Origin of the sequence: Klebsiella sp. YJ, assembly GCF_002108615.1 — a bacterium.
GTDB classification, from domain to species: domain Bacteria; phylum Pseudomonadota; class Gammaproteobacteria; order Enterobacterales; family Enterobacteriaceae; genus Klebsiella; species Klebsiella planticola.
The window spans coordinates 197,587-221,752 of the sequence record NZ_MTEG01000005.1 but is presented as its reverse complement, the minus strand read 5'-3'; the positions used below and the strand labels follow the sequence as shown (position 1 = coordinate 221,752).

Annotated in this window: 21 protein-coding genes and 1 tRNA gene; 11 read left to right on the top strand and 11 right to left on the bottom strand. The window is 57.3% G+C overall.

Annotated elements, in window-relative coordinates; translation table 11 throughout:
- Positions 1-1,590, top strand: coding sequence for a microcin C ABC transporter ATP-binding protein YejF (gene yejF, locus BV390_RS06920; RefSeq protein ID WP_032699100.1), 1,590 nt, complete (start codon positions 1-3; stop codon positions 1,588-1,590).
- Positions 1,591-1,593: 3 nt separating this feature from the next.
- On the opposite strand, the gene BV390_RS06915 is transcribed toward yejF, so the two are convergent.
- The 3 genes from BV390_RS06915 to rsuA all read right to left on the bottom strand — a co-directional run bounded on the left by BV390_RS06915 (position 1,594) and on the right by rsuA (position 4,184).
- On the bottom strand, positions 1,594-1,938 hold the full coding sequence (locus tag BV390_RS06915) for a YejG family protein (protein WP_004864837.1): 345 nt from the start codon (positions 1,936-1,938) through the stop codon (positions 1,594-1,596).
- A gap of 333 nt (positions 1,939-2,271) precedes the next feature.
- Positions 2,272-3,468: a Bcr/CflA family multidrug efflux MFS transporter gene (locus tag BV390_RS06905; protein ID WP_032686684.1), complete on the bottom strand. Its 1,197-nt coding sequence runs from the start codon at positions 3,466-3,468 to the stop codon at positions 2,272-2,274.
- Positions 3,465-4,184 carry a 16S rRNA pseudouridine(516) synthase RsuA gene (gene rsuA / locus BV390_RS06900; protein WP_004864842.1) on the bottom strand — a complete coding sequence of 240 codons (720 nt, stop codon included), beginning with the start codon at positions 4,182-4,184 and terminating at the stop codon, positions 3,465-3,467. The genes BV390_RS06905 and rsuA overlap by 4 nt, the downstream gene beginning before the upstream one ends.
- Before the next feature lie 147 nt (positions 4,185-4,331).
- Here rsuA and BV390_RS06895 point away from each other — a divergent pair, with 147 nt between their 5' ends.
- Positions 4,332-6,089, top strand: a complete 1,758-nt coding sequence (locus BV390_RS06895) for a DEAD/DEAH box helicase (RefSeq protein ID WP_085396745.1) — start codon at positions 4,332-4,334, stop codon at positions 6,087-6,089.
- Between the two features lie 137 nt (positions 6,090-6,226).
- Positions 6,227-6,511: a 50S ribosomal protein L25 gene (gene rplY, locus BV390_RS06890; RefSeq protein WP_004864846.1), complete on the top strand. Its 285-nt coding sequence runs from the start codon at positions 6,227-6,229 to the stop codon at positions 6,509-6,511.
- Between the two features lie 56 nt (positions 6,512-6,567).
- Here rplY and BV390_RS06885 read toward each other — a convergent pair whose 3' ends face one another.
- On the bottom strand, positions 6,568-7,458 hold the full coding sequence (locus BV390_RS06885; protein ID WP_085396744.1) for a LysR family transcriptional regulator: 891 nt from the start codon (positions 7,456-7,458) through the stop codon (positions 6,568-6,570).
- Positions 7,459-7,563: 105 nt separating this feature from the next.
- On the opposite strand from BV390_RS06885, the gene BV390_RS06880 reads away from it, so the two are divergent.
- The gene (locus BV390_RS06880; RefSeq protein WP_085396743.1) at positions 7,564-8,877 is read left to right on the top strand and encodes a serine hydrolase domain-containing protein; all 1,314 of its coding nucleotides are present in this window, start codon (positions 7,564-7,566) and stop codon (positions 8,875-8,877) included.
- Here the strand turns inward: BV390_RS06880 and BV390_RS06875 are convergent.
- Positions 8,874-9,494: an NUDIX domain-containing protein gene (locus BV390_RS06875; RefSeq protein ID WP_085396742.1), complete on the bottom strand. Its 621-nt coding sequence runs from the start codon at positions 9,492-9,494 to the stop codon at positions 8,874-8,876. The genes BV390_RS06880 and BV390_RS06875 overlap by 4 nt on opposite strands.
- Positions 9,495-9,575: 81 nt before the next feature.
- Here BV390_RS06875 and BV390_RS06870 point away from each other — a divergent pair, with 81 nt between their 5' ends.
- Positions 9,576-10,340: a DeoR/GlpR family DNA-binding transcription regulator gene (locus tag BV390_RS06870; RefSeq protein ID WP_032686679.1), complete on the top strand. Its 765-nt coding sequence runs from the start codon at positions 9,576-9,578 to the stop codon at positions 10,338-10,340.
- Between the two features lie 63 nt (positions 10,341-10,403).
- Here BV390_RS06870 and yejK read toward each other — a convergent pair whose 3' ends face one another.
- The gene (gene yejK / locus BV390_RS06865) at positions 10,404-11,411 is read right to left on the bottom strand and encodes a nucleoid-associated protein YejK (protein WP_032686678.1); all 1,008 of its coding nucleotides are present in this window, start codon (positions 11,409-11,411) and stop codon (positions 10,404-10,406) included.
- 189 nt (positions 11,412-11,600) lie between these two features.
- Between yejK and BV390_RS06860 the strand changes: the two genes are divergently transcribed.
- The 5 genes from BV390_RS06860 to eco all read left to right on the top strand — a co-directional run bounded on the left by BV390_RS06860 (position 11,601) and on the right by eco (position 15,954).
- A complete protein-coding gene (locus tag BV390_RS06860; protein WP_032686767.1) occupies positions 11,601-11,828 on the top strand; it encodes a YejL family protein in 228 nt (75 codons plus the stop codon).
- 19 nt (positions 11,829-11,847) lie between these two features.
- Positions 11,848-13,608 (top strand): LPS biosynthesis-modulating metalloenzyme YejM, encoded by a 1,761-nt coding sequence (yejM, locus tag BV390_RS06855; protein WP_032686677.1) that lies wholly within the window; start codon positions 11,848-11,850, stop codon positions 13,606-13,608.
- A gap of 77 nt (positions 13,609-13,685) precedes the next feature.
- Positions 13,686-13,762: transfer RNA gene (locus BV390_RS06850), tRNA-Pro, on the top strand.
- A gap of 233 nt (positions 13,763-13,995) precedes the next feature.
- Positions 13,996-15,105, top strand: a complete 1,110-nt coding sequence (locus BV390_RS06845) for an AI-2E family transporter (protein ID WP_032686676.1) — start codon at positions 13,996-13,998, stop codon at positions 15,103-15,105.
- A 357-nt stretch (positions 15,106-15,462) separates the two neighbouring features.
- Entirely contained in the window at positions 15,463-15,954 is a 492-nt protein-coding gene (eco, locus tag BV390_RS06840; protein WP_032686675.1) for a serine protease inhibitor ecotin, read from the top strand.
- Positions 15,955-16,006: 52 nt separating this feature from the next.
- Here eco and mqo read toward each other — a convergent pair whose 3' ends face one another.
- A complete protein-coding gene (mqo, locus tag BV390_RS06835) occupies positions 16,007-17,638 on the bottom strand; it encodes a malate dehydrogenase (quinone) (protein ID WP_015583824.1) in 1,632 nt (543 codons plus the stop codon).
- Between the two features lie 272 nt (positions 17,639-17,910).
- On the opposite strand from mqo, the gene BV390_RS06830 reads away from it, so the two are divergent.
- Entirely contained in the window at positions 17,911-19,158 is a 1,248-nt protein-coding gene (locus tag BV390_RS06830; protein ID WP_032686674.1) for a SulP family inorganic anion transporter, read from the top strand.
- Here BV390_RS06830 and mgtE read toward each other — a convergent pair.
- The 4 genes from mgtE to ada all read right to left on the bottom strand — a co-directional run bounded on the left by mgtE (position 19,121) and on the right by ada (position 24,134).
- Positions 19,121-20,557: a magnesium transporter gene (mgtE, locus tag BV390_RS06825; RefSeq protein WP_032686673.1), complete on the bottom strand. Its 1,437-nt coding sequence runs from the start codon at positions 20,555-20,557 to the stop codon at positions 19,121-19,123. The two genes, BV390_RS06830 and mgtE, sit on opposite strands and share 38 nt — an antisense overlap.
- Before the next feature lie 143 nt (positions 20,558-20,700).
- On the bottom strand, positions 20,701-22,344 hold the full coding sequence (locus BV390_RS06820) for a multidrug ABC transporter permease/ATP-binding protein (protein ID WP_032686672.1): 1,644 nt from the start codon (positions 22,342-22,344) through the stop codon (positions 20,701-20,703).
- A gap of 69 nt (positions 22,345-22,413) precedes the next feature.
- The gene (gene alkB / locus BV390_RS06815) at positions 22,414-23,070 is read right to left on the bottom strand and encodes a DNA oxidative demethylase AlkB (protein WP_085396741.1); all 657 of its coding nucleotides are present in this window, start codon (positions 23,068-23,070) and stop codon (positions 22,414-22,416) included.
- A complete protein-coding gene (ada, locus tag BV390_RS06810; protein ID WP_085396740.1) occupies positions 23,070-24,134 on the bottom strand; it encodes a bifunctional DNA-binding transcriptional regulator/O6-methylguanine-DNA methyltransferase Ada in 1,065 nt (354 codons plus the stop codon). The genes alkB and ada overlap by 1 nt, the downstream gene beginning before the upstream one ends.
- Positions 24,135-24,166: the final 32 nt, after the last annotated feature.

The window sequence follows — 24,166 nt, the reverse complement described above, 5'->3', positions numbered from 1 at the left end:
ATGACGCAGCCTTTGTTAGAGATAGACAACCTCTCCATCGCCTTCCGCCAGCAGGGGAAAACGCATACCGTCGTCAGCGAGCTCTCCCTGAATATTGGCGCCGGGGAAACCCTGGCGCTGGTGGGGGAATCCGGCTCCGGTAAAAGCGTCTCCGCGCTCTCGGTGCTGCGGCTGCTCCCCTCTCCGCCGGTCTGCTACCCCGGCGGAGACATTCGCTTTCACGGCCAGTCGCTGCTTCACGCCGATGAGCGCACGCTGAGTCAGGTGCGCGGTAATCGGATCGCGATGATTTTTCAGGAACCGATGGTGTCGCTCAATCCCCTGCATACGCTGGAAAAGCAGCTGTATGAAGTGCTGTCTTTGCATCGCGGTATGCGCAAAGAGGCCGCGCGAGGTGAGATCCTTAACTGCCTGGAGCGGGTCGGTATCCGTCATGCCGTACGCCGGCTGGCGGACTACCCGCATCAGTTTTCCGGCGGCGAACGCCAGCGGATCATGATTGCCATGGCGCTGCTCACCCGTCCAGAGCTGCTGATTGCCGACGAACCCACTACCGCCCTGGATGTGACCGTACAGGCACAAATCCTGCAGCTGTTACGCGAGCTGAAAAATGAACTGAATATGGGGCTGCTGTTTATTACCCATAACTTAAGCATTGTCCGCCAGCTCGCTGACCGCGTGGCGGTGATGCAAAACGGTCGCTGCGTCGAACAAAACGCCTGTCGGGCGCTTTTTGCCGCCCCCGAACACCCTTATACCCGTCGTCTGCTGGACAGCGAACCCGCCGGCAGGCCGGTGCCGCTGGCCACCGATGCGCCGCTGCTGCTGAAGGCCGTCGATCTGAGCGTCGCCTTCCCGGTGCGCAAAGGGCTCCTCCGCCGGGTAGTGGATCATAACCGGGTGGTTAACGCGCTCAATTTCCAGCTGCGCGCGGGGGAAACCCTGGGCCTGGTGGGCGAGTCGGGATCGGGCAAAAGCACCACCGGGCTGGCCCTGCTGCGCCTGATTGCCTCGCAAGGGACGATCGCCTTTGAGGGGCAGGCGCTGCAGGGACGTAGCCGTCGGCAAATGCTGCCGCTGCGCCGCCAGATGCAGATAGTCTTCCAGGATCCCAACTCGTCGCTGAATCCCCGGTTGAACGTGCTACAGATTATTGAAGAGGGTCTGCGCGTCCACCAGCCAACGCTAACGTCGGCCGCGCGTGAACAAGCGGTGATACAGGCGATGCAGGAGGTGGGGCTCGATCCGCAAACGCGGCATCGCTATCCGGCTGAGTTTTCCGGTGGCCAGCGTCAGCGTATTGCGATTGCCCGGGCGCTGATCGTGAAACCTCAGCTCATCGTGCTGGATGAGCCCACGTCGTCGCTGGACAAGACTGTCCAGGCGCAAATACTGGCTTTGCTGAAAGCGTTACAGCAAAAATATCGGCTGGCCTATATTTTTATCAGCCATGATTTACGCGTAGTGCGGACGTTGTGTCATCAGGTGATGGTGTTACGGCAGGGAGAAGTCGTCGAGCAGGGGGAGTGCGAACGCGTTTTTACCGCTCCACAGCAGGAATATACCCGCCAGCTTCTGGCGCTGGGCTGACGGTCAGAATGGGTTGTGGCCAGAGAACGGTTCGGCAATCGCCACGCCGAAATTTTTCAGTCGACAGGTTGCCGCAAACTCGTCCTGTAAATTCACAAACAGGCACGGCTCCCCTTCACACTCAACGATGGAGCAATCGACTTCGATGTCGCTGAGGGCCTGGCTGAGCTTATGCATCACCGGCCACGCTTTCTCTCCGTCCGGGCTGAGTAGCTTCAGCGCAACGAGGCTGTTTTCACTCTCGGCGCCGTTTTGCGGAATCGGTTCAACTCTTGAACCCGCAAAACCGGCCAGCCAGCGATAGCTCTGCGGCAGACGGTGTACGATAGAGAGTTGCTGTGTATTCACTTAGTTTCCCCGGAAGCAAAATGCTTCACAATAAATTTACATCAATATTAACACATCGTTGACAAATAGTCCTGCATCAGCATAGAAAACGTTTACACCCGCGTCACGCCAGGGTTAACGACTTATAATCCAGAACCTTATAGTTTCGCTGCGGAAACAGATCGGGGCTATATGTACCCGTTTCTGTGATCCAAAACAACTTTTTTATCGCAACAATGCGACTTTTTACACTAATTGATTTTACATAAAAGAAACAAATTACAGAACCGGGAAGCCCATCGCGGTTGATGTGCATCAAAAAAGGGGCGGAAATCGCCCCTTGTGGCAGGTATTTTAGTGCGCGGTTTTACGTCGCCGACTGGCGTAGAGGTAAAAAAGGATGGAACTGCTGGCGCAAAATGCGATCGAAATCAGCATCGGCCAGGCGGTAGTAAAGGTGGCCATGGACAGCAGCGCGCCAATAATCGCCCCGATGCCAAAGCGGAAGGTCCCCGCCAGCGATGAGGCGGTGCCCGCCATATGCGGAAACTCGTCCAGAATGACCGCCATCGCGTTGGAGGAGACCATCGAAACGCAGCCGACAAACGCGGCAACGCCGACCACCAGCGCCCAGAATCCGACATCCAGCAGCGCGCAGACCACCATCCATACCGCCATCACAAACTGAATCCACAGCCCGGCGCGGAACATATTCAGCGCCCCGACCCGTCGGACAAAGCGGCTGTTAATGATGGTCATGATGAACAAGAAGACAATGTTCAGCGCAAAATAGTAACCAAAGTGCTGCGGCGAAACGTGGTTGATATTGATGTAGACAAACGGCCCGGCGCTCAGGAAGGAGAACATCCCGGCAAAGCTGAAGCCACTCGCCAGCATATAGCTCAGCACCCGCTTATGCCGGAACAAGGTCGCAAAGTTACCCAGCGTGGTGCGCAGACTAAATTTTTGTCGCCGTTCAACCGGCAGCGTTTCGCTGATGAAAAAAGCAATCATCGCCGAGGCCAGCAGCGCCGCCAGCGCGAGAATCCAGAAGATCGCATGCCAGCTGAACCACACCAGAACGGCGCCCCCTACCATCGGCGCAACCAGCGGCGCGATAGTGGTGACCAGCATGACGAACGACATCATCCGCGAAAACTCTTCTTTCGGATAGATATCGCGCATCAGGGCATTGATGACCACGCTCGCCGCCGCGGCCGCCAGACCGTGGAAGAAGCGCATGGTAATCAGCATGTCGATAGTCTGCGACAGCGCGCAGGCCACCGCAGCCGCGGCGAAAATCAGCGTTCCTCCGAGGATCACCGGCTTACGGCCGATGCTGTCGGCCATCGGGCCATACAGCAGCTGACCGAAAGCAAAGCCCAGAATATAGGTACTGAGCGTCATCTGCGCACTGCCGTCCGGCACATTAAACTGCGCCGAAATCACCGGCAGCGCCGGGAGGTACATATCAATCGACAGTGGCATCAACATGGCCAGCAGGCCAAGAATAAACACAATCCCCAGTGAAGAATTCTGCTTTGCCGTCACGTTTTACTCCGTGCATGCTGGAGGCCAACGCTGGCTATCTCGTCTTCCGTCAGCGGGCGGTACTCGCCAGGCTCCAGAGATTCATCCAGCATGATGTCGCCAATACGTTCACGATGCAGGCCGACGACGTGATTACCCACCGCCGCGAACATGCGTTTCACCTGATGGTAGCGCCCTTCGCTTATCGTCAAGCGCACTTCCGTTGGCGTCAGCACTTCCAGACGCGCAGGTTTCGTCAGATCCTTTTCATTGTGCAGCTGAACGCCTTTCGCAAACTGTTCAGCCGTTTGCTCATCCACCGGGTTTTCCAGCGTCACCAGATAGGTTTTCTCACAGTGATGGCGCGGAGAAGTGATGCGGTGCGACCACTGCCCGTCATCGGTCATCAGCACCAGTCCGGTGGTGTCGATATCCAGTCGACCTGCGGCATGCAGCTTATGCGCGACCGGGACATCCAGGAAATAGAGAATCGTTGGATGATCCGGATCGTCCGTGGAGCAGACGTACCCCTGCGGCTTGTTGAGCATAAAGTAGCGCGGGCCGTTCTGCTGGGTCAGCGTATTGCCGTCATACTCCACGTCGTGCTCTGGCTGGAGCTTAAACGACGCATCTTTGACGATTTCGCCGTCTACGAGAACGCGGCTGCTGCGGATTTCACGCCCGGCAATAGCCCGACTGACGCCAAGTTGCTGAGCGATAAACTTATCAAGTCGCATGAGATTTTTTTAGCCTGTAATAATGCTGGAGCGGGCAAACGCCCGAAAAAGAAGAAGTTCGCTGGCTAGTATAACGGGCTCTTAACGCCACTCAAGGGAAAAGATTCGTGGCATACTATTTGCGAGTTAATTAACGCCAGTATAGCCATGACTTTTACATTACGTCCCTACCAAAAAGAGGCCGTCGACGCCACGCTCGCCTGGTTTCGTCGCCATCATGAACCGGCCGCCATCGTCCTGCCAACCGGCGCAGGTAAAAGCCTGGTCATCGCCGAACTGGCGCGTCTGTCGCGCGGCCGCGTTCTGGTGCTGGCGCACGTCAAGGAGCTGGTCGCGCAAAACCACGCCAAGTATTGTGCGCTTGGGCTGGAGGCGGATATTTTTGCTGCCGGCCTGAAACGTAAAGAGAGCCACGGCAAGGTGGTTTTCGGCAGCGTGCAATCGGTAGCCCGTAACCTTGAACAGTTTCAGGCCGAGTTTTCACTGCTGATCGTCGATGAATGCCACCGCATCAGCGACGATGATGACAGCCAGTACCAGCAAATTATCAGCCATTTGCAGCAGGTCAATCCGCAGCTGCGTCTGCTCGGGTTGACCGCCACGCCGTTCCGCCTCGGCAAGGGCTGGATCTACCAGTTTCATTATCATGGTATGGTTCGCGGTGATGAGAAGGCGTTGTTCCGCGACTGTATTTACGAGCTGCCGCTGCGCTATATGATCAAGCACGGGTATCTGACGCCTCCGGAGCGGCTGGATATGCCGGTCGTACAGTACGATTTCAGCCGCCTTCAGCCGCAGAGCAACGGGCTGTTTAGCGAAGCGGACCTGAACCTTGAGCTAAAAAAGCAGCAGCGCATTACGCCGCATATCGTCAGCCAGATCGTCGAATTTGCCCAGACGCGCAAGGGAGTGATGATTTTCGCCTCCACGGTAGAACACGCGCGGGAAATTACCGGCCTGCTGCCCGCCGGCGAGGCGGAGCTGATTACCGGTGACACGCCCGGTCCGCAGCGCGATCGCATCATCGAAGCATTTAAGGCGCAGCAGTATCGTTATCTGGTGAACGTGGCGGTGCTCACCACCGGGTTTGATGCCCCGCATGTCGATCTGATCGCCATCCTGCGCCCCACGGAGTCGGTCAGCCTGTATCAGCAAATTGTCGGCCGCGGCCTGCGTCTGGCGCCGGGGAAAACCGACTGCCTGATTCTCGACTATGCCGGAAATCCTCACGATCTCTATGCGCCAGAGGTGGGCTCGCCGAAGGGCAAGAGCGATAACGTCCCCGTACAGGTATTCTGTCCGGCCTGTGGCTTTGCCAATACCTTCTGGGGAAAGACCACCGCCGACGGTACGCTGATTGAACACTTTGGCCGCCGCTGCCAGGGCTGGTTTGAAGATGACGACGGTCATCGTGAACAGTGCGATTTTCGTTTTCGTTTTAAAAACTGTCCGCAGTGCAATGCGGAAAATGATATTGCCGCCCGCCGCTGCCGCGAGTGCGACACGATTCTGGTCGACCCCGACGATATGCTGAAGGCCGCGCTGAAGCTCAAAGACGCGCTGGTGCTGCGCTGCAGCGGTATGGACCTGCAGCACGGTGGTGACGATAAAGGCCCGTGGCTGAAAATCACCTATTACGATGAGGACGGCGCCGATGTCAGCGAGCGCTTCCGCCTGCAGACGCCGGCCCAGCGGACCGCGTTTGAGCAGCTGTTTATCCGCCCGCATACCCGCACGCCGGGCGTGCCGCTGCGCTGGATAACCCCTGCCGACATTGTTGCCCAGCAGCCGCTGTTGCGTCATCCGGACTTTGTCGTCGCGCGCATGAAAGGCCAGTACTGGCAGGTCAGGGAAAAAGTCTTCGACTATCAAGGCCGCTTCCGTCGGGCAAACGAACTGCGTTAATCAGCGCCGCGCCTGAGGTTTTCATTGCCGTCAACGCCATAGGTGGATATAATGCCGCCCGCTTTTGCATTCGCAAAGCAGATCATCTGCCTGCTGCTGGGTCGCCTGTAGCAGGATTTAAATATAGAGAGACATCAATGTTTACTATCAACGCAGAAGTACGTAAAGAGCAGGGTAAGGGTGCGAGCCGCCGCCTGCGTGCAGCTAACAAATTCCCGGCCATCATTTATGGCGGTGAAGCTACTCCGGTAGCAATCGAGCTGGACCAGGACAAACTGTGGAACATTCAGAGCAAAGCTGAGTTCTACGGTGAAGTTCTGACCATCGTTATCGATGGCAAAGAAGAAAAAGTAAAAGTTCAGGCTGTTCAGCGTCACGCGTTCAAGCCAAAACTGACTCACATCGACTTCGTTCGCGCTTAATCGCGATAGCAAGTTGAGTGGCAAACGCCCCGGCCCGCAAGGTCCGGGGCGTTTTGTTATGCGTCTTGTTTCCATAGCAAAGGCGCAAAATCAACCACCTCTCCCAGCGTCGGATGCTTGTTCATTCCCGGCTGCCACAGCATTACCATCGTGACATTCAGCCCCTGGGTACCGACTTCGGTGTCAATCTCCTCCACCCCTTGCCAGTCGACCGCCTGAAAATGGTCAGGTAAGAATCCCCACCCCTGCCCCTGCTGCAGCGCATGGCGCAATAACGCTTTCTCATTCATGTACAGCGTGTGTCCCGAGATTTGCACCCGGCGGGCAATTTGCTCGTCTGCACGGCGATGCATCACCAGCTGTGGCACCAGCGACAGATTGAGCAGAGTCAGCGGACGCGCGCAGTCAGCAAACAGGCGCTCCGTCGCATAAAAGCGCAGATCGACGGTTCCCAACGCTCGCCATTCCATTTCGCTACCGAGAGTCCGGTTATTGGCCTGGCAAATAGCCAGATCGGCCTGCCCGTCGGCCAGCGCCTGCTCCGCCTCGCGACGCGATGCGCTCCAGCAGCTCATTCGCAGCTGACGTCGGGCAAGGTGGTCTGCCAGCGCGCAGAGAAAGGGGCGCGGGACAAACGGATCGTACACCACCCGCAGCTCCTGCCCCGCCGTGCGCGGCAGAGTCTGCGCAAATGACTCAAAGGCCTGCGCCTGGCGCAGGAGTAGATGCGCCTGGCGAAACAGTTGTTCCCCTTCGGCGGTTAACGCCAGGCTCCGCCCTTCGCGCAGGAACAGCGCATATCCCAGCGCATCTTCCAGATAATCCAGCAGATCGCGCAGCGTGGTACGGTCCTTTCCGAGCCGAATCGCCGCCCGTGAGAGACTCCCGGTTTCCGCGATGGTGGCAAAGGCTTCAATCTGGGCAAATGAGTAATGCAGCATTTTCATCCCGAGGTTTCCTTTGGGGGAAAATCCCCCATCGGCTGATTTTAGCCTGCCGAAGGCGATTTATATACTGCAGGCCTGGTTGTTATGGCTAATAAGGAATCTCTGATGACAAAGATAAAAAAAACCACACCGCTGGCCCTGGCGCTGATGTTCGCGCTTTGCCCTACCGTCAGCATGGCGCAAACCCCGTCACCGCAGTCCTGCGGCGGAGTGATGCTGGATGTCTGCCCGACGCCTTTTGATCCCGTGCTGCCCGCCACAAAAGATATGCTCAACTGGGATCAATCTGCCCGGGTTATCGGCTTTCGCAACGACTACCGTAACTATGACGGCGATGTCTTCCGTCACGGTAGCGCCACGCCGCTGTCGCCATCAGATAAGCCGCTGACCGACGTCAGCTACACGGTAAACGGCCAGACATGGAACCTGCAGGATTACCTGAAGCGCCAGAACGTTACCGGTTTTCTGGTACTCAAAGAGGGTAAAATTGCCTACAAATATCTCGGCGCAGGCAACACCGACACCACGCTGTGGACCTCCCGCTCGGTAGGTAAAGCGGTGGTCTCCACCTTAGTCGGTATGGCGATTCAGCAAGGTAAAATCCATTCGCTTAATGACCGGGTCACCGATTACGAGCCCGACCTGAAAGGCACCGCCTGGGATGATGTCACCCTTAAGCAGCTGATTCAGCACACCTCCGGCGTCGAGTGGAATGAAGATTACACCAATCCACAATCCCATTTCGCCCGCCTGACCCAGTGTGAGGCCCATCCGGGCGCCTACGCATGCGTGCGCAAGATCGTGGCTTCCCTGAAGCGTACGCATCCCGCCGGCGAGCAGTGGTCCTACTCATCAGGGGGCGCATGGCTATTGGGGGATGTGGTGGAGCGGGCCACCGGAATGCCGCTTGCCGCATGGCTGGAGCAGGCCCTGTGGCAACCCGCCGGAATGGCGCATGACGGCGTCTGGCACGCTTATCAGCAGGGTAAACATGACGTCGGGGCGCATGGCTTTAACGCCACGCTGGAAGACTGGGGTCGTTTCGGCGAGTTTGTCGCCCGGGATGGACGCCTGGCCAACGGCCAACGACGGGTGCCTGAAGGCTGGTTTGACCAATCCTCCGCCTGGACTCAGGCGCAGAAATCAGTCTCCCCGGCACACCCGGAAGGCATTTACGGCTATCAATGGTGGAATAACGCGATTCCGGCCAACGCGCAGCACGTCGACCCTACCGCTCGCCAGGGGCTGAAAGGTTCGCTGTGGGCGCTGGGTATCTATGGCCAGGTGATTATGGTCAACCGCGCGGAACATCTGGTGATCGTGCAGTGGTCAACCTGGCCGCAGGCCGAACCTTCGTTTAACGCCCAACCGCTGGAAGCCGCGCTGATGTACAGCGCTATCGCTCGCAAGCTGCGTTAAGGGTTATCGCGCCTTGTTTCACCCGGAGCAAGGCATGATGAAACCGTGAGGGCCAGGTGTTGCAGGAGCATAATGGTTTTGGCATCCACAATTTCCCCCTCGCGTATCGCTTGTAACGCCCGGGCCAGTGGCCACTCCAGCACTTCAATATCCTCCCCTTCCGCCGCCAGCCCGCCGCCTTCGCTGCGGCGATCGTCCGCCGAATATTCGGCAATGAAAAAGTAGAGTTTTTCGGTAACCGACCCCGGACTCATGTAGGCAGTAAAAACCGGTTCAATACCGGTGACGCGAAAGCCGGTCTCTTCTTCCGCCTCGGCGATAATGCGCTCTTCCGGCGACGCATTATCCAGCAGTCCGGCAGCCGCCTCGATCAAAAAACCATCATGACCGTTAATCCACACCGGAAAACGAAACTGGCGAATAAGCACGACGGTTTGCTTTACCCGGTTATAGAGCAGAATCACCGCGCCGTTGCCGCGATCGTAGGCCTCACGGCTCTGCTCCTGCCAACGGCCGTCCCGTCGCAGCAATTCAAAAGTGTATTTTTTTAACGTATACCAGTTGTCGGACAGCAGCGTTTCACGCACGTGGCGAACGCGGGATGTATCGCAGGACATATTTTTCTCCTGATAAGATGACAGCGGCCACGATAACATGCAAAATAACGCACAAACAAGATCAAACATGAAGGAAAAAATATGTTTGCCAGCCAACGAAAACAGCAAATACTGCAGATTCTGGCCGTCGAAAAACAGGTAATGTCCGGTGAGCTTAGCCAGCGGTTTAACGTCTCTGAAGACTCTATCCGCCGGGATTTACGCGAGCTGGCGGGGGAAGGCAAGCTGCAGCGGGTCCACGGCGGGGCGCTGCCGGTTTCGGCGGCCATCGCGCCGATCGAAACAAGAAAAAACGTGCAAATCGCCTCGAAACAGGCCATTGCCCGCCGGGCGGCGGCCCTGATCCAGCCGGGTCAGGTGGTGATTATCGATGGCGGGACCACCACAGAAGAAATGGTCCGCTGTCTGCCGGCTGATTTAGCCTGCACCATCGTGACCCATAGCCCCGGTATTGCCGTCGCGCTGGTGGAGCGGCCGTTGATTGAGGTCATTCTTATCGGCGGGCGGCTGTTTAAACATTCGGTGGTCACCGTCGGCGCCAGCGCGCTGGAAGGTATTGCGCGGATCAATGCCGATCTGTTTTTTATGGGCGTTACCGGGGTGCATGACCGCGCTGGTTTCACTACCGGCGATTATGAAGAGGCGGCTATCAAGCGGGCGCTCGCCGCGCGGGCAGCTGAAACCATTGTGATGGCGTCGCAGGAAAAACTGAACTCGGCATCGGCGTTTGCCATCGGCGAGTTAAGCCTTGCCAGTACCCTGATTATCGATGGTTTGCTGGATGAGGCCCTGCAGGCGAAGCTGACCCAGCACGGGATCGAGACGATCCGCGCCGATGCAGAGTAAGAACGCCGCGGGCCGACGATGGCCCGGGCAGCAGCCCCGGCCTTCACCGGGGCTGGCGGAGAATCAGCTACCGCCGGAAGTCCGACGCTGCAGCTGATCGCGCAGGTTAGGCGGCGTACCTTTGATGGTCAGCGTATCCGTTGCCGGATCCCAGAACACCCGCTCGCCCAGCAGCATGGCATCAAAGTTGATCGTTAACCCGCCGCCGCTGCCGGCAAACTTGGTCAACTGACGCAGCGTGCTGCGATCCGCCGGGAAGCTCTCTTCCAGCTCATACCCCTGTTCAGCGGTAAATTGCTGGAAGCTCTTCTCGCTAACGCCGGCCAGCTCTTTGGATAAAGATTCCAGCTCAATCTCTTCTCCCGCCTGCAGCTGCTCGTTGCAATAAGCATAGACCTGCTGACGAACGTTCTGCCGTTCGGACTTATCGAGCTGAGCATCGGAGGCGAAATCATCGACCGCCTGGAGCAGGCCACGGTTCTGCGCTTTCGCGTTCAGCCCTTCGCTGGCGCCAAGGAAGTCCATAAAGAAATCAGCCACTTTACGCCCGACACGGCCTTTGAGGAAGGTCAGGTAGCGGGTCGACTCCGGATTGGTTTCCCATTCAGTTAAGTCAATGCGCGCCACAATATCGGCATGATTGATATCCAGATAGTGGGTCGAGCTGATATCCAGATCTTCATTAACGCGCATACTGCTCAGGTTGTTCAGCACCGCCACCAGCAGGTACTCTACCGCCAGATACCGATACTGACAGAACAGCACGATACCGCCTTCTGCGAAAGGATACTTCGCCAGTTCGTCACGCAGACGGCCGGTTGCCGCCCGGCTGAACGGGAGAAAGTCTTCCTCGCCCTGACGCTGCAGGCGAAGGGCCTGCGCCAGCTCGCTCTCCTGGTTAAACAGACCGTAGGCCTTGTTTTTAGCGCTGTAGACACGATGCAGCTCGGCCATCATTTCCACGACCGTCGCATTCGGCTCCAGTAAGGAATCGCGCAGCACCAGTTCGAGGTTTTGTTCATCACGTTTAATTAACTGATGCAGGGCAATCTGGTCGATATCCAGACTCATGTTAAACTCTCCTTTTAGACCGGCCGGTATTCAACCACCGCCGGGACGGCGACGCAACCGCCGCGTGACTCTTCGACGACCTGAGACTCGCGATCCTGCGCGCTTTTGCGCCGTGGCGAAAAAATGCGGAAAAAAAGCTGCTGCTACGGTAATATGTTGCCCTTTCACGAACAAACAGATTTTGAGTTTATGCCGCAATTATCCCGCTATAGTGATGAACACGTCGAACAGCTGCTTAGCGAGCTGAGCAACGTGCTGGAAACACACAAAGCCCCCGTTGACCTTTCACTGATGGTGCTAGGCAATATGGTGACTAACCTGATCAATAGTAGCGTCGCGCCGGCGCAGCGTCAGGCGATCGCCCGTTCTTTTGCCCAGGCTCTGCAGTCTTCAATCAACGACGACCCGGCGCACTAAGGATAACCAACAACTGTATATGGTGACTCTTCGTCAGCCCTACCGAGAAAAAATCTCCCAGATGGTCAGCTGGGGGCACTGGTTCGCCCTGTTCAACATGTTGTTGGCCATGGTGCTCGGCAGCCGCTATCTTTTTGTCGCCGACTGGCCCACGACTCTGGGCGGACGTATTTTCTCGTATGTCAGCCTCGTGGGTCACTTCAGTTTTCTGGTGTTTACCAGCTATGTCCTGATTCTCTTCCCGCTGACCTTTATCGTCATATCGCAGCGATTGATGCGCTTCCTGTCGGTCATTCTGGCGACCGCGGGCATGACGCTTCTGCTGATCGATAGCGAAGTCTTTACCCGTTTCCACCTGCATCTTAACCCGATTGTCTGGGAACTGGTCATCAACCCTGACCAGAATGAGATGGCGCGCGACTGGCAGCTGATGTTTATCAGCGTGCCGATTATCTTCCTGCTGGAAATGCTGTTTGCGACCTGGAGCTGGCAGAAGCTGCGCAGCCTGACGCGTCGCCGCCACTACGCCCGGCCTGTCGCCTGGTTTTTCTTTCTCTCTTTTATCAGCAGCCACCTGATTTATATCTGGGCGGATGCGAATTTCTATCGCCCGATCACCATGCAACGGGCGAATCTGCCGCTCTCCTATCCGATGACGGCCCGCCGTTTCCTTGAGAAACATGGCCTGCTCGATGCCCAGGATTACCAGCGTCGGCTGGTAGAACAGGGGGCGCCGGAAGCCGTCTCCGTTGAGTATCCGCTGAGCAACCTGCGCTATCGCGATCTGGGGGCTGGCTACAACGTTCTGCTCATTACCGTCGATAACCTGAACTATTCACGGTTTGAGAAAAATATGCCGGAACTGGCCCGTTTCGCACAAGAGAACGTCAACTTTACCCAGCATATGAGCTCCGGCAACACTACCGATAGCGGTATGTTTGGCCTGTTCTACGGGATTTCGCCGGGCTATATGGATGGCGTGCTGTCGGCCCGCATTCCGGCCGCGTTGATTACGGCCTTTAACCAGCAGGGATATCAGCTGGGGCTGTTCTCCTCCGATGGCTTCAGCAGCCCGCTCTATCGCCAGGCGCTGCTGTCCGATTTCTCGCTGCCAAATGAGAAAACGCAAAGCGATGAGCAAACGGCGGACCAGTGGATTGGCTGGCTCAATCGCTATGCGCAGGATGAAAACCGCTGGTTCTCATGGATTTCGTTAAACGGCACCACGCTGGACAACAGTCAGCAGCAAAACTTCGCGCGTCGCTACAGTCGTGCGGCGGGAGATGTTGATAGTCAAATCAGCCGGGTACTGAGCGCCCTGAGCGATGCCGGAAAACTGGATAACACCGTGGTGATTATCACCGCCGCTCACGGTATGCCGTTGAATCCGCAGCGCGGTAAGTTTGACTGGTCCCGGGAGCAGCTGCAGGTGCCGCTGGTTATTCACTGGCCAGGAATTCCGGCGCAGAACATCGCGACGCTGACCAGCAACAAAGATGTGATGACCACGCTGATGCAGCGCCTGCTGCACGTCTCCACGCCTGCCAACGAATATTCACAGGGTGAAGACCTGTTCAGCCCCGCGCGTCGCCGGGCCTGGGTGACGGCAGCCAACGGCGATACGCTGGCGGTCACGTCGCCAGAGGTGACCGTGGTGCTAAACCACAACGGTACCTACAGCACCTGGAACAGCGATGGCAAAAAGATTGATAACCGCAAACCTCAGCTCAGCCTGCTGTTGCAGATCCTGACTGACGAAAAACGCTTTATCGCTAACTGATTGATTAATTATGAATCAATCAGCCGTTCCCCGGCTTGCATTCGGTCGGGGAACGGGTAATATTGTCCTCCATACGTCGGCACGTAGCGCAGCCTGGTAGCGCACCGTCATGGGGTGTCGGGGGTCGGAGGTTCAAATCCTCTCGTGCCGACCAAATCATTCACCGGTAGGTTATCTTAACCACCGGTAACCCCTTAAAAACCCGCATCCTCTCTGAGCCTGCGGGTTTTTTAATGCCCGAATCCGCCCCACCGACACGGTCGCGGTCCGCGCTCGAATCCATCCCCGTTTCCGTGCTGCCGATGAACAAACTCCGACCTTACTGATTGTAAAACGAAGAATAGCTTCTATTATTCGTCGTACTTGCCTGACACCGGAACAATTAATATGAGAGTTAATGGACTTACGAAGGGATTTTTTATCCTGATTTTGCTGATGGTCAGCCTCGCCTTTTTTAATGTTCTTTCGCCTTATTATTCAGCCATACTGTGGGCCGCGATTCTGTCGGTCATCTTCAACCCGGTAAAGAACAAATTGCGGGCTCGCCTCGGTGAGCGCAATGACCTGGCATCGTTGTTGACCGTGGTGATTATCTGCCTGATTGTTTTCACGCCGCTGGCGATCATCATTTCATCGCTGGCGTTCGAGCTAAACCTGGTTTACACCCGGCTTCAGCATAATGACACCCAGTTTCCGGTGGTGGTGGCAAACCTGTTTGCCCATCTGCCCGAGTGGGCCAGAAGCTTTCTCTCCGAACATAACCTTGACAGCGCAGAGCAGATTCAGAAACAGCTCTCTGACGCCGCCCTGAAAGGCGGGCAATATCTGGCCGGTAGCGCGTTCCTGATTGGTAAAGGGACATTCGGCTTTACCGTGAGCTTCGGCATCATGCTGTATCTGCTGTTTTTCCTGCTCAAAGATGGCCCCTATCTGGTCATGCTCATCCTTGAGTCCCTGCCGCTGTCTAACTACGTTAAGCAGCATCTGTTTGCCAAATTTGCCGCCGTATCACGGGCAACCGTAAAAGGTACCGTCGCCGTCGCCCTCGCCCAGGGGATACTTGGCGGTATCGCATTTTCTATCGCCGGCCTCGACGGCAGCATTTTGTGGGGCGCCATCATGGCGTTTCTGTCGCTGATTCCGGCGATCGGTTCCGCCATAGTCTGGGTACCGGCGGCTATCTTCCTGTTTGCCACCGATCAGCTATGGCAAGGGGCGTTTATCGTGGGCTTCTTCGTGATTGTGATAGGCCTGGTGGATAATATTCTGCGCCCGCTGCTGGTGGGCAAAGACACCAAAATGCCGGACTATCTGATTTTGATTGCCACCCTCGGCGGCATGGAGATTTACGGTATTAATGGCTTTGTCATCGGGCCGCTGATCGCCGCCCTGTTTATCGCCTGCTGGAATCTGTTATCGGGGCGCGAACACGCGGGCAACACCGACGAAATAGATGAAGAGTTCATCGAGGAAGGGAAAGTCAGTCGCGATGAGTAAGCATCGGGGGGAGCATTTCGCTTCCCCCTTCTGTTTGCATTCATGTCACTGATAACGCCTCATCATTCGCGGGTATGGGCCGGTCAGAGTGGAATCATTGCACCTGAAAGCGTCTTCGCTTGCTGATGATTATTAACGCCGGATTACCGGCCGCAGTTGGCGGCAATATCCCGTCAAGGATACCGCAAGAACCTTTCGCTCAGAGCGTGGAAATGGGTAGTGAATACTTGCACACCATCAAGAAAAGTCAGTCAATAAGACCAGAATGTATGAAAATAATGGTAAATTATTCTTACCATTACGCAAAAGAGTGCTAGTCTTTTGCCGTTAAAGATCGATAACAAAGGATGATGAATCGTGAATAAAATCTCTACGCTTGCTGTTTCTCTGTTGGCCGTTGCCTGTGTTTCCACCAGCGCGCTGGCCGCTGAACAGCCTCTGGAAAAGGTCGCCCCCTATCCGAAGGCGGAAAAAGGCATGAAGCGTCAGGTGATTCAGCTGCCGCAGCAGCAGGACGAATCCGCATTTAAAGTCGAACTGATGATCGGCCAGACCCTTGAGGTCGACTGCAACCGCCATCGCCTCGGCGGCCAACTGGAAAGCAAAACGCTGGAAGGCTGGGGCTACGATTACTACGTTTTTGATAAAGTAACCGGACCGGTTTCAACCATGATGGCCTGCCCGGACGGCAAAAAAGAGCGTAAATTTGTGCTGGCAGGGTTAGGTGATGATGCGATGCTGCGCTACAACAGCAAGCTGCCAATCGTGGTCTACACGCCAGATAACGTCGAAGTGAAATACCGAATCTGGAAAGCAGACGAAACCATCGGTAATGCCGTTGTACGCTAACGCGAAGCGATAAACAGTCACTATCCGGCGGCATCAGCCGCCGGATGTCGTTCTATAGCGCAATATCCGCCATAGGTTTGTCACCGGACAGCGGCTTCAGCTCCGCAAGCGGGACCTGATCAACCACCGCGACTGGCTCGTAATGCAGCTGCAGCACTTCACTGGTCCACGCCAGCGCCTGTTCAATTGCCGCCGGATTACCGTCCAGACGCAGACCGTAGGACGGAACGATCTCTTTCAGTTTCGCCTGCCAGGCGGCCGACTGCACCTTCTCTTTAAAGACCTTCTCCATCAGCTGTAGCATGATAGGCGCCGCCGTCGATGCTCCCGGAGAGGCTCCCAGCAGCGCTGCAACGGTACCTTCGTCATCGCTGACCACTTCCGTGCCCAGACGGAGTACACCCTTCTTGCCGTTGCGTTTGATAATCTGTACGCGCTGGCCAGCCTGCCACAAGCGCCAGTCCTCTTTATTCGCTTCCGGATAGTATTCGCGCAGCGCCTCGTGACGATCGTTATCTTTCTGCATCACCTGGCTAATCAGGTATTTCACCAGATCGAAGTTATCCAGACCAACATTGAGCATCGGTAGAATATTCGAGGTGTTGGTTGATGCCAGCAGATCCCACAGCGAGCCGTTTTTCAGGAAGCGGGTCGAGAAGGTCGCGAACGGTCCGAACAGCACCACGCGCTTACCATCGATAATCCGCGTATCGATATGCGGAACCGACATCGGCGGCGCGCCCACTTCGGCCTGGCCATACACTTTCGCCAGATGATGGTTCACCACCTCCGGGTTTTCGCACACCAGGAACTGACCGCCCACCGGGAAGCCCGCGTACTCTTTCGCCTGAGGAATGCCGGTTTCCTGAAGCAGCGTCAGCGCGGCGCCGCCGGCGCCAATAAAGATAAATTTGGCTTTAATAACGCGCTTCTGGCGACGATTATCGGCATCGGCCAGGGTCACCGTCCAGCTCTTGTCCGCGTTGCGCTTAAAGCGACGCACAACGGTGCCAAGCTGCAAAGAGAAGTTATCATGGGTCTGCAGTCCGGCAATCAGCTGGCGGGTGATTTCCCCGTAGTTGACGTCGGTTCCGACTTCGGTGCGGGTCGCGGCCACTTTTTGCTGCGGATCGCGCCCTTCCATCACCAGCGGCGCCCACTCTTTGATCTGCTGATGATCTTCAGAATAGCGAATCCCGCGGAACAACTCACTCTGCTGCAGCGCCGCGTAACGTGCGCGCAGGAAATTCACATTGTCTTCGCCCCACACAAAGCTCATGTGCGGCACGCTGTTAATAAACGATTTCGGCTTACTGAGTATGCCGCGTGTCACCTGGTGAGCCCAAAATTGCCGGGAGATATGGAAGGATTCATTGATATCGACCGCTTTGTCGATATTAATCCCGCTGGCGGTTTGTGGCGTGTAGTTCAGCTCCATCAAAGCCGCATGGCCGGTACCCGCATTGTTCCAGCCGTTCGAGCTCTCTTCAGCCACGCTGGACATCTGCTCGACCATGGTAATAGACCAGTCCGGCTCAAGTTCCTGAAGCCAGGTTCCCAACGTGGCGCTCATGATGCCGCCGCCAATCAACAATACATCCGTCTCTTGCTCATGGCGGGTGTTGGTCCGAGGTGTATTTGAACCAACAGCCGGTGAGCTGGGTACGGCCATCTTTTTCTTCATCGGATTTGAGCCTTACTTTACTCGCTTTTGGATTTAGCGCAGGTGAAACGATTATCGGGAATCAAGGTAACACCGAAGATCAAAAAATTAAATATTGTTTAAAATTTAAGTTGAGTTTTGAGATCTGTTATAAAAATGTTTAATAAATGTGTACGCTAAATCATATTTTGTACTGGTATATGTCACGTCCACGCGCTATCATCCCCTGTTTTGTGACAGACCGCACACAAGCTCAGGCTCGTGGCTCCGGTTTATCTACCAGCGAAACGCTTATGCATCAGGCCACCAACCACGTACCACCCTCTTCGAACGGCGCTCTTCGCCATGTATTACGCTCGCCCTCGCTGCTGACCCGCGAAGCGCTGGCTGGCGTACTCACCGCGCTGGCCCTGATTCCAGAGGTTATCTCCTTCTCCGTGATTGCCGGGGTTGACCCGAAAGTCAGCCTGATTGCGTCCGTTGTGCTCTGCCTGGCGATGTCGGTTCTTGGCGGCAGACCGGCCATGGTCACCGCTGCGGCGGGGTCGGTGGCGCTGGTGATTGGCCCTATGGTGCATCAGCACGGCGTCGGCTATATCCTGCCCGCTGTTATTTTGGCTGGTATTATTCAAATTTTGTTTGGGTTGTGCGGCATGGCCCGGCTGATGCGGTTTATTCCGCAATCGGTGATGACCGGTTTTGTGAATGCGCTGGGAATACTGATCTTCTTTGCCCAGCTGCCGCATTTCTGGAGCACACGGCCGCTGATCATCGGCCTGTTCGTGCTGACACTGCTGATTGTGCTGTGGGCGCCGCGCTATATCAAAGCCATCCCTTCGCCGCTAATCGCTATCATCCTGCTGACCTTGTTTACCGTCACCACCGGCCAGCTGCTGCCCACCGTCGGTGATGAAGGCAGCATGAGCGGCGGACTGCCCGGATTTACCGCTCTGCGGGTACCGCTCGATCTGCACACGCTGAACATTATCTGGCCCTGCGCATTGAGTATCGCCTTCGTTGGGCTGCTGGAGTCGCTGCTGACGGCTAAACTCGTGGATGATCTGACCCACACGCCATCCAGCAAAGCGCGCGAGAGTACCGGGCTGGGCATCGCCAATATTCTCGCCGGACTCTACGGCGGTATCGCCGGCTGCGCCATGATCGGGCAGACCATCGTTAACGTCGAAATGGGCAAAGGCCGAAGCCGCGTCTCAACCGTTGCGGCAGGCCTTGTACTGCTGCTGCTGGTGACCGCGCTGAGTGAAGTGATGGCTAAAATTCCGATGGTGGTGTTGGCCGGAGTGATGGTGATTGTGGCGGCAAAAACCTTCAGCTGGCATAGCATTCGTCCGGCGGAAGTGGCGCGTCATCCGTGGCCGGAGACGCTGGTCATGCTGGCGACCGTCGGCGCGACGGTCGGAACCAGCAATCTGGCCATTGGCGTTCTGGCCGGACTGGCAGTGATGGCGCTGATTCCCCGTCGCCTGCGCAGCAGGCCGGCGCTTACATCAGAAATATCGTCGCCAGACCGAGAAAAATAAAGAAGCCGCCGGTGTCGGTAATCGCGGTAATCATCACGCTGGAGCCGACCGCCGGATCGCGCCCCAGCTTGACCATCACCATCGGGATAATCACCCCCATCATCGCGGCCATCAGCAGATTCAGCATCATCGCCAGCGTCATCACGCCGCCCAGCTGCGGGTCCTGATACAGCCACCAGGTGATCGCTCCCATGATCCCGCCCCACACCAGGCCGTTAATCAGCGCGACGCCCATCTCGCGCATGATCAGAAACGAAAAGCTGCCGGGCTGGATGTGCTGTAACGCCATAGCGCGCACGATCATGGTGATCGTCTGATTACCGGTATTGCCGCCGATCCCGGCGACGATCGGCATCAGCGAGGCAAGCGCCACCAGCTGTGAAATAGTGTGTTCAAACCCGTCAATCACCCGCGAGGCGATAAAGGCGGTGCACAGATTAACCGCCAGCCAAGCCCAGCGGGTCTTCACCGCTTTACTGACCGGCGCAAAGACATCCTCTTCGCTGCTCAGGCCGCCCATGCCGCGCAGATCGCTGTCCGTCTCTTCATAGACGACGTCAACGATCTCATCGATGGTCAGACGCCCCATCAGCTTCCCTTCCGCATCAATCACCGCGGCGCTGATCAAGTCGTCACGCTCAAAGGTACGCGCCACCTTTTCAGCCTCTTCATGCGGCTGGAAGGTAACCGGGTCCCCTTCCATAACGTCGCCGACCCGTTTTTGCGCATCATTGAGCAGAATCGTTTGCAGCTGAAGCTCACCCAGCAGAAGCTTATTGCGGGTGGTCACAAACAGCTTATCGGTGTTCTCCGGCATTTTGCCCAGCCGCCGCAGGTAGCGCTGTACCGCCGCCAGCGTCATTTCCGGACGCACGACAATCACTTCGAACTCCATGATTGCCCCGACGGTATTGTCGGCGTAGCGCATAATCTGGCGGACACGCGCGCGCTTTTCCGGCGGCATCGTCGCCAGTAAGCGGCCGGTCAGGTTACGCGGCAGGTGCTGAACCAGATAGACCTGTTCGTCGATATCCAGGGTTTGCAGCGCGTCGAGCAGCTCGTGGTCGCTCATCTTATCGATGAGATCGCCCCAGACGTTTTCCGATGCCTCGAGCAGCACCTCGCCGCGTTTGTCGTTGCTGACCAGCTGCCAGAGCGCATTACGCCCGTCGTACGGCAGCGCTTCGAGGGCATCGGCAAGGTCCGGCGGCGGCAGGTGAGAAACCAGCACCTCGACCTCCGCCAGATCGTCTGCCAGCGTACCGTCGTCATAGCGTTCAGCGAGAGTGAGTTTTCCCAGCAGCGCCGAGGTCACGGCTTTATCGGTGGTCAGCAGCCAGATAAGACGGGCACGCTCTTCATCACGTAATCTGGCACTTTTTTTATGCGAAACGGACATCGGTCAGGCAATCCTTTTGAGAACATGTGGCAGGCCAGGAGCCATAAGCATAGCGCGGGGAGGGAGAAAAAATAACCGTCGCCCCGTTCAGGCGGCGGAAAAATCAACAACCGCGCCGCCGGCGAGCCGGGCGACGCGGTCAGTCAGGCGGTGCGAGCCACCGCATCCCGGGTAGCCAGCTCGCGCTCTTCTCCCGTCAGCTCTGTCAGCTGGCCGCCTCGCATCTCCAGCAGGCGGTCGGCATGCTGGAAGTAGTGATCGTCGTGGCTAATGGCGAAAACGGTTTTCCCCATCTGCTGCATCAACGGCAGCAGCAGCTGGTAAAACTCGCGACGGAAATGCGGGTCCTGATCCGCCGCCCATTCATCAAGCAGGATGATATCCCGCTCCTCCGCCAGCGCCAGCAACAGCGCCACGCGTTTTTTCTGCCCTTTCGACAGCTTCAAATCGACAATCCTGCCGTTATCCAGCTGCAGTTTGTGCGTCATTTTCAGGTACTCCATCCACTGGCCGACCAGCGCAGGGTTCGCCGCTTTCCCGCCAGGCCCCAGCAGCCGATCGAACAGCCAGACATCGGTAAAGACCGCCGAAAAAAGCTTGCGGTAATCTTCGGGCTTGTCCGCCGCAAGGGGCTGGCCATCCAGCAGAATCTGCCCGGAAGCCGGTTGATACAACCCGGTCAGCAGCATCGCCAGCGTGGATTTCCCGCTACCGTTGCCGCCAATTAAAAACACCAGCTCGCCACGCTGCAGGGTCAGGTTAATCGGCCCGACGGCAAAGCTGTTATCCGGATAGTGGAAGCAGACGTCGCGCAGCTCCAGAGTCTGCCAGTGCGGGTGCGGTTCCGGCTGCGGGAAGTCGGCGCGATACGGTGTCAGCGAGAAGGTATTCAGCTTGTTGAACGCGACCTGGGCGCTGAGCAACGTCGGCAGCGCTCCGACCGCCGAGAGCAGCGGCGTGCGCAGGAACAGCAGCGTCAGCGAGTAGGTCGCCGCCACCGCGGTATTCGCCCAGCCGAGGCTGTTTGCCATCCAGAACACCAGTCCGATGGCCCCCAGCATCATAATATTCGACCAGTTCACCGCGCTGAGATGGAACGTATCGGCGCGGATAATATGGTGACGATATTCGCGGGCATCCGGCAGATACAGTTGATTAAACACGTATTCCGCGCGTTCCCGGTTGAGGGTTAGCTCTTTACGCCCTTCCAGCACCGTCTGGTAGTCGTGGTACAGCTTGTCTTCGGTTTCCCGCAGCGTCGCCATATGCCGGTAGACGCGAGCCACCAGCACAAACCCGCCCCAGATGGTCAGCGCCATCCACAGCGCGGTGACCATCATCATTTTGCCCGACAGCCACGCCAGGTAGGCGGCGGAACCAACGGTCAGGATAATCCCCTGCACCAGCTCCGGCAGGCGAACAAAAGCGATGGTGATATTACGAATGTCGCTGGTTAAACCGGCGAGCAGCGAAGCGCTACCGATCTTCTCGACCTTTTCGATTTGGCTATCAAGGATGCGTTTGATAAATTCGCCGCGCAGGCGGAAGACAAAATGGTGTCCCAGGGTGGTCAGAGCCAGCTGGGAACCCAGCGTCACGACCATCAGCAACAGCAATAAACCGAGAAATTCCGGCAGCACCGCCAGCGAGGTATCGACCACGGTCATCAGGCGCAGATTAATAAAGGCAATAAGCCCGAGTCCCAGCGCCGCGCTGAGCAGACTCAGGGCAATGACGGAGATAAACGGCCAGCGATACTGGCGCCAGACAAGCAGCAGAAGTTCCATAACTCACAATCCGGGCAAGCAAAACAGCCAGCAGTTTAAACTGCTCGCCAATGACATCAAGAATAATTCTTATTTTTGTTCTTTCGCGCCGGCCAGACGGAAGGTGAGATTATAACGGCAGACGCCGGTCTGCGGATGGTTGCCCTCTTTCAGCGGCTGGATACCGTGGTAAAACAGGCGCGATTCTCCGCCCCAGACCACCACATCGCCATGCTCCAGCAGCACGCGCTGCAGCGGATCGCTGCGCCGCAGACCGCCAAACTGAAACACGGCGGGCAACCCCAGTGACACCGACACAATAGGCGCCCGCAGATCGCGTTCATCTTTATCCTGATGCAGAGACAGCTTTGCCCCGGGCTGATAGCGGTTAATCAGACAGGCATCAGGAGCAAAACGGAGATAGCCGCAGGCAAGCGCCGCCTCCGCAGCCAGTTCGCGAAAGATCGTCGGCATCGACGGCCAGCGCTGACCGGTTAACGGATCGTCGGGGGCATAGAGGTAGCCGTGCATATCGGTGGTCCAGCCAACTCTGCCACAGTTGGTCATCGCCACCGACATGGTATAGCCTCCCGGCGTCACCATTTGACGAAACGGCGACCGGCTGGCGACCTGCATTATCGCCTGGAGCAACGCCGCCGCGCGCAGGTGGGCGAAGCGCCGCAGAATGGCGGCCCCCGGCGCCAGCGGCTCCTGCCAGGGAGGCGTATCGGCGAATAAATCGAGCATCACTTCTCCTCGGTTTGCGCTTCCCGGGCCAACAATTGCGCTTTGCGGGCCGTTCCCCAGCGGTAGCCTGAGAGCGCCCCGCCCTCGCGGACCACCCGATGACACGGGATAACAATGGCCAGTTTATTGGCCGCGCAGGCGCCTGCTACGGCTCTCACCGCACGGGGTTGGCCAATGCTCTGCGCGACCTGACGATAGCTGCGGGTCTCTCCTGCCGGGATCTGGCGCAGCGCCTGCCAGACGCGCTGCTGAAACGCGGTGCCGCGCAGATCCAGCGGTAGATTAACCGCCTGGCGAGGATCGTCCAGATGGGCGAAAACCTGGGCTACCCGCTGGCAAAAATGCGCATCCCCCGGCAGAAGCCGGGCGTGAGGAAAGAGGCGGGATAACGCATCAAGCAGCGCCGCGTCCTCTTCCCCCGGTAAAACGGCGCACACGCCCCGTTCACTTTCTGCGACCAGGCAGCGACCGACCGCACAGTCGCCGACAGTATAGACAATGTCGGTATCCTCGCCGCCGCGGCGAAACTGACGGGCGGTCATACCAAGCGCGGCATCCGCCTGACGATAATAGCTGCTGCCTCCGGGAAAGCCTGCCGCTAACACGGCGGGCGTCACTTTTTCACCCTGCCCCAGCGCTTCGCGCAAACGTCGTGCACGCCATGCCTGCTGCCAGGCTTTCGGCGTCATTCCGGTGACGGATTTGAATAAACGATGAAAATGAAAGGGGCTGACCGCCAGCTCCTGTGCCAGTGCCTCAAGGGTCACCGGCGCTTCCTGTTCCAGCAGGCGACAGGCCCGGGTAACTTTGTCCACCTTCTGTTGCTGCGGATCGCTTCTATCCGGCTGGCAGCGCTTACAGGGACGAAAGCCATCGGCGATAGCCGCCTCGACACCGGGGTAAAAGCGCACATTCTCCCGCAGCGCTCGCCGCGAACGGCAGGACGGGCGGCAACAGATACCGGTGGTCAGTACGGCAAAGACAAACTGACCATCGGCTCGCACATCACGATCGCACACCGCCTGCCAGCGGCGATCGTCGGTATCAGCAATTATCGGTTTCATAACGGGCTCCTGCTTTAAGTGTATCGTCAGTC

What these genes read in the sequence shown, in the direction of transcription:
- mgtE (WP_032686673.1), bottom strand. Translation starts at nt 20,557, where the DNA reads ATGTCCGTTTCGCATAAAAAAAGTGCCAGATTACGTGATGAAGAGCGT.
- yejM (WP_032686677.1), top strand. Translation starts at nt 11,848, where the DNA reads ATGGTGACTCTTCGTCAGCCCTACCGAGAAAAAATCTCCCAGATGGTC.
- mqo (WP_015583824.1), bottom strand. Translation starts at nt 17,638, where the DNA reads ATGAAGAAAAAGATGGCCGTACCCAGCTCACCGGCTGTTGGTTCAAAT.
- yejF (WP_032699100.1), top strand. Translation starts at nt 1, where the DNA reads ATGACGCAGCCTTTGTTAGAGATAGACAACCTCTCCATCGCCTTCCGC.
- BV390_RS06880 (WP_085396743.1), top strand. Translation starts at nt 7,564, where the DNA reads ATGACAAAGATAAAAAAAACCACACCGCTGGCCCTGGCGCTGATGTTC.
- BV390_RS06885 (WP_085396744.1), bottom strand. Translation starts at nt 7,458, where the DNA reads ATGAAAATGCTGCATTACTCATTTGCCCAGATTGAAGCCTTTGCCACC.
- BV390_RS06830 (WP_032686674.1), top strand. Translation starts at nt 17,911, where the DNA reads ATGCATCAGGCCACCAACCACGTACCACCCTCTTCGAACGGCGCTCTT.
- rplY (WP_004864846.1), top strand. Translation starts at nt 6,227, where the DNA reads ATGTTTACTATCAACGCAGAAGTACGTAAAGAGCAGGGTAAGGGTGCG.
- rsuA (WP_004864842.1), bottom strand. Translation starts at nt 4,184, where the DNA reads ATGCGACTTGATAAGTTTATCGCTCAGCAACTTGGCGTCAGTCGGGCT.
- alkB (WP_085396741.1), bottom strand. Translation starts at nt 23,070, where the DNA reads ATGCTCGATTTATTCGCCGATACGCCTCCCTGGCAGGAGCCGCTGGCG.
- BV390_RS06875 (WP_085396742.1), bottom strand. Translation starts at nt 9,494, where the DNA reads ATGTCCTGCGATACATCCCGCGTTCGCCACGTGCGTGAAACGCTGCTG.
- BV390_RS06870 (WP_032686679.1), top strand. Translation starts at nt 9,576, where the DNA reads ATGTTTGCCAGCCAACGAAAACAGCAAATACTGCAGATTCTGGCCGTC.
- BV390_RS06820 (WP_032686672.1), bottom strand. Translation starts at nt 22,344, where the DNA reads ATGGAACTTCTGCTGCTTGTCTGGCGCCAGTATCGCTGGCCGTTTATC.
- ada (WP_085396740.1), bottom strand. Translation starts at nt 24,134, where the DNA reads ATGAAACCGATAATTGCTGATACCGACGATCGCCGCTGGCAGGCGGTG.
- BV390_RS06895 (WP_085396745.1), top strand. Translation starts at nt 4,332, where the DNA reads ATGACTTTTACATTACGTCCCTACCAAAAAGAGGCCGTCGACGCCACG.
- yejK (WP_032686678.1), bottom strand. Translation starts at nt 11,411, where the DNA reads ATGAGTCTGGATATCGACCAGATTGCCCTGCATCAGTTAATTAAACGT.
- BV390_RS06860 (WP_032686767.1), top strand. Translation starts at nt 11,601, where the DNA reads ATGCCGCAATTATCCCGCTATAGTGATGAACACGTCGAACAGCTGCTT.
- BV390_RS06845 (WP_032686676.1), top strand. Translation starts at nt 13,996, where the DNA reads ATGAGAGTTAATGGACTTACGAAGGGATTTTTTATCCTGATTTTGCTG.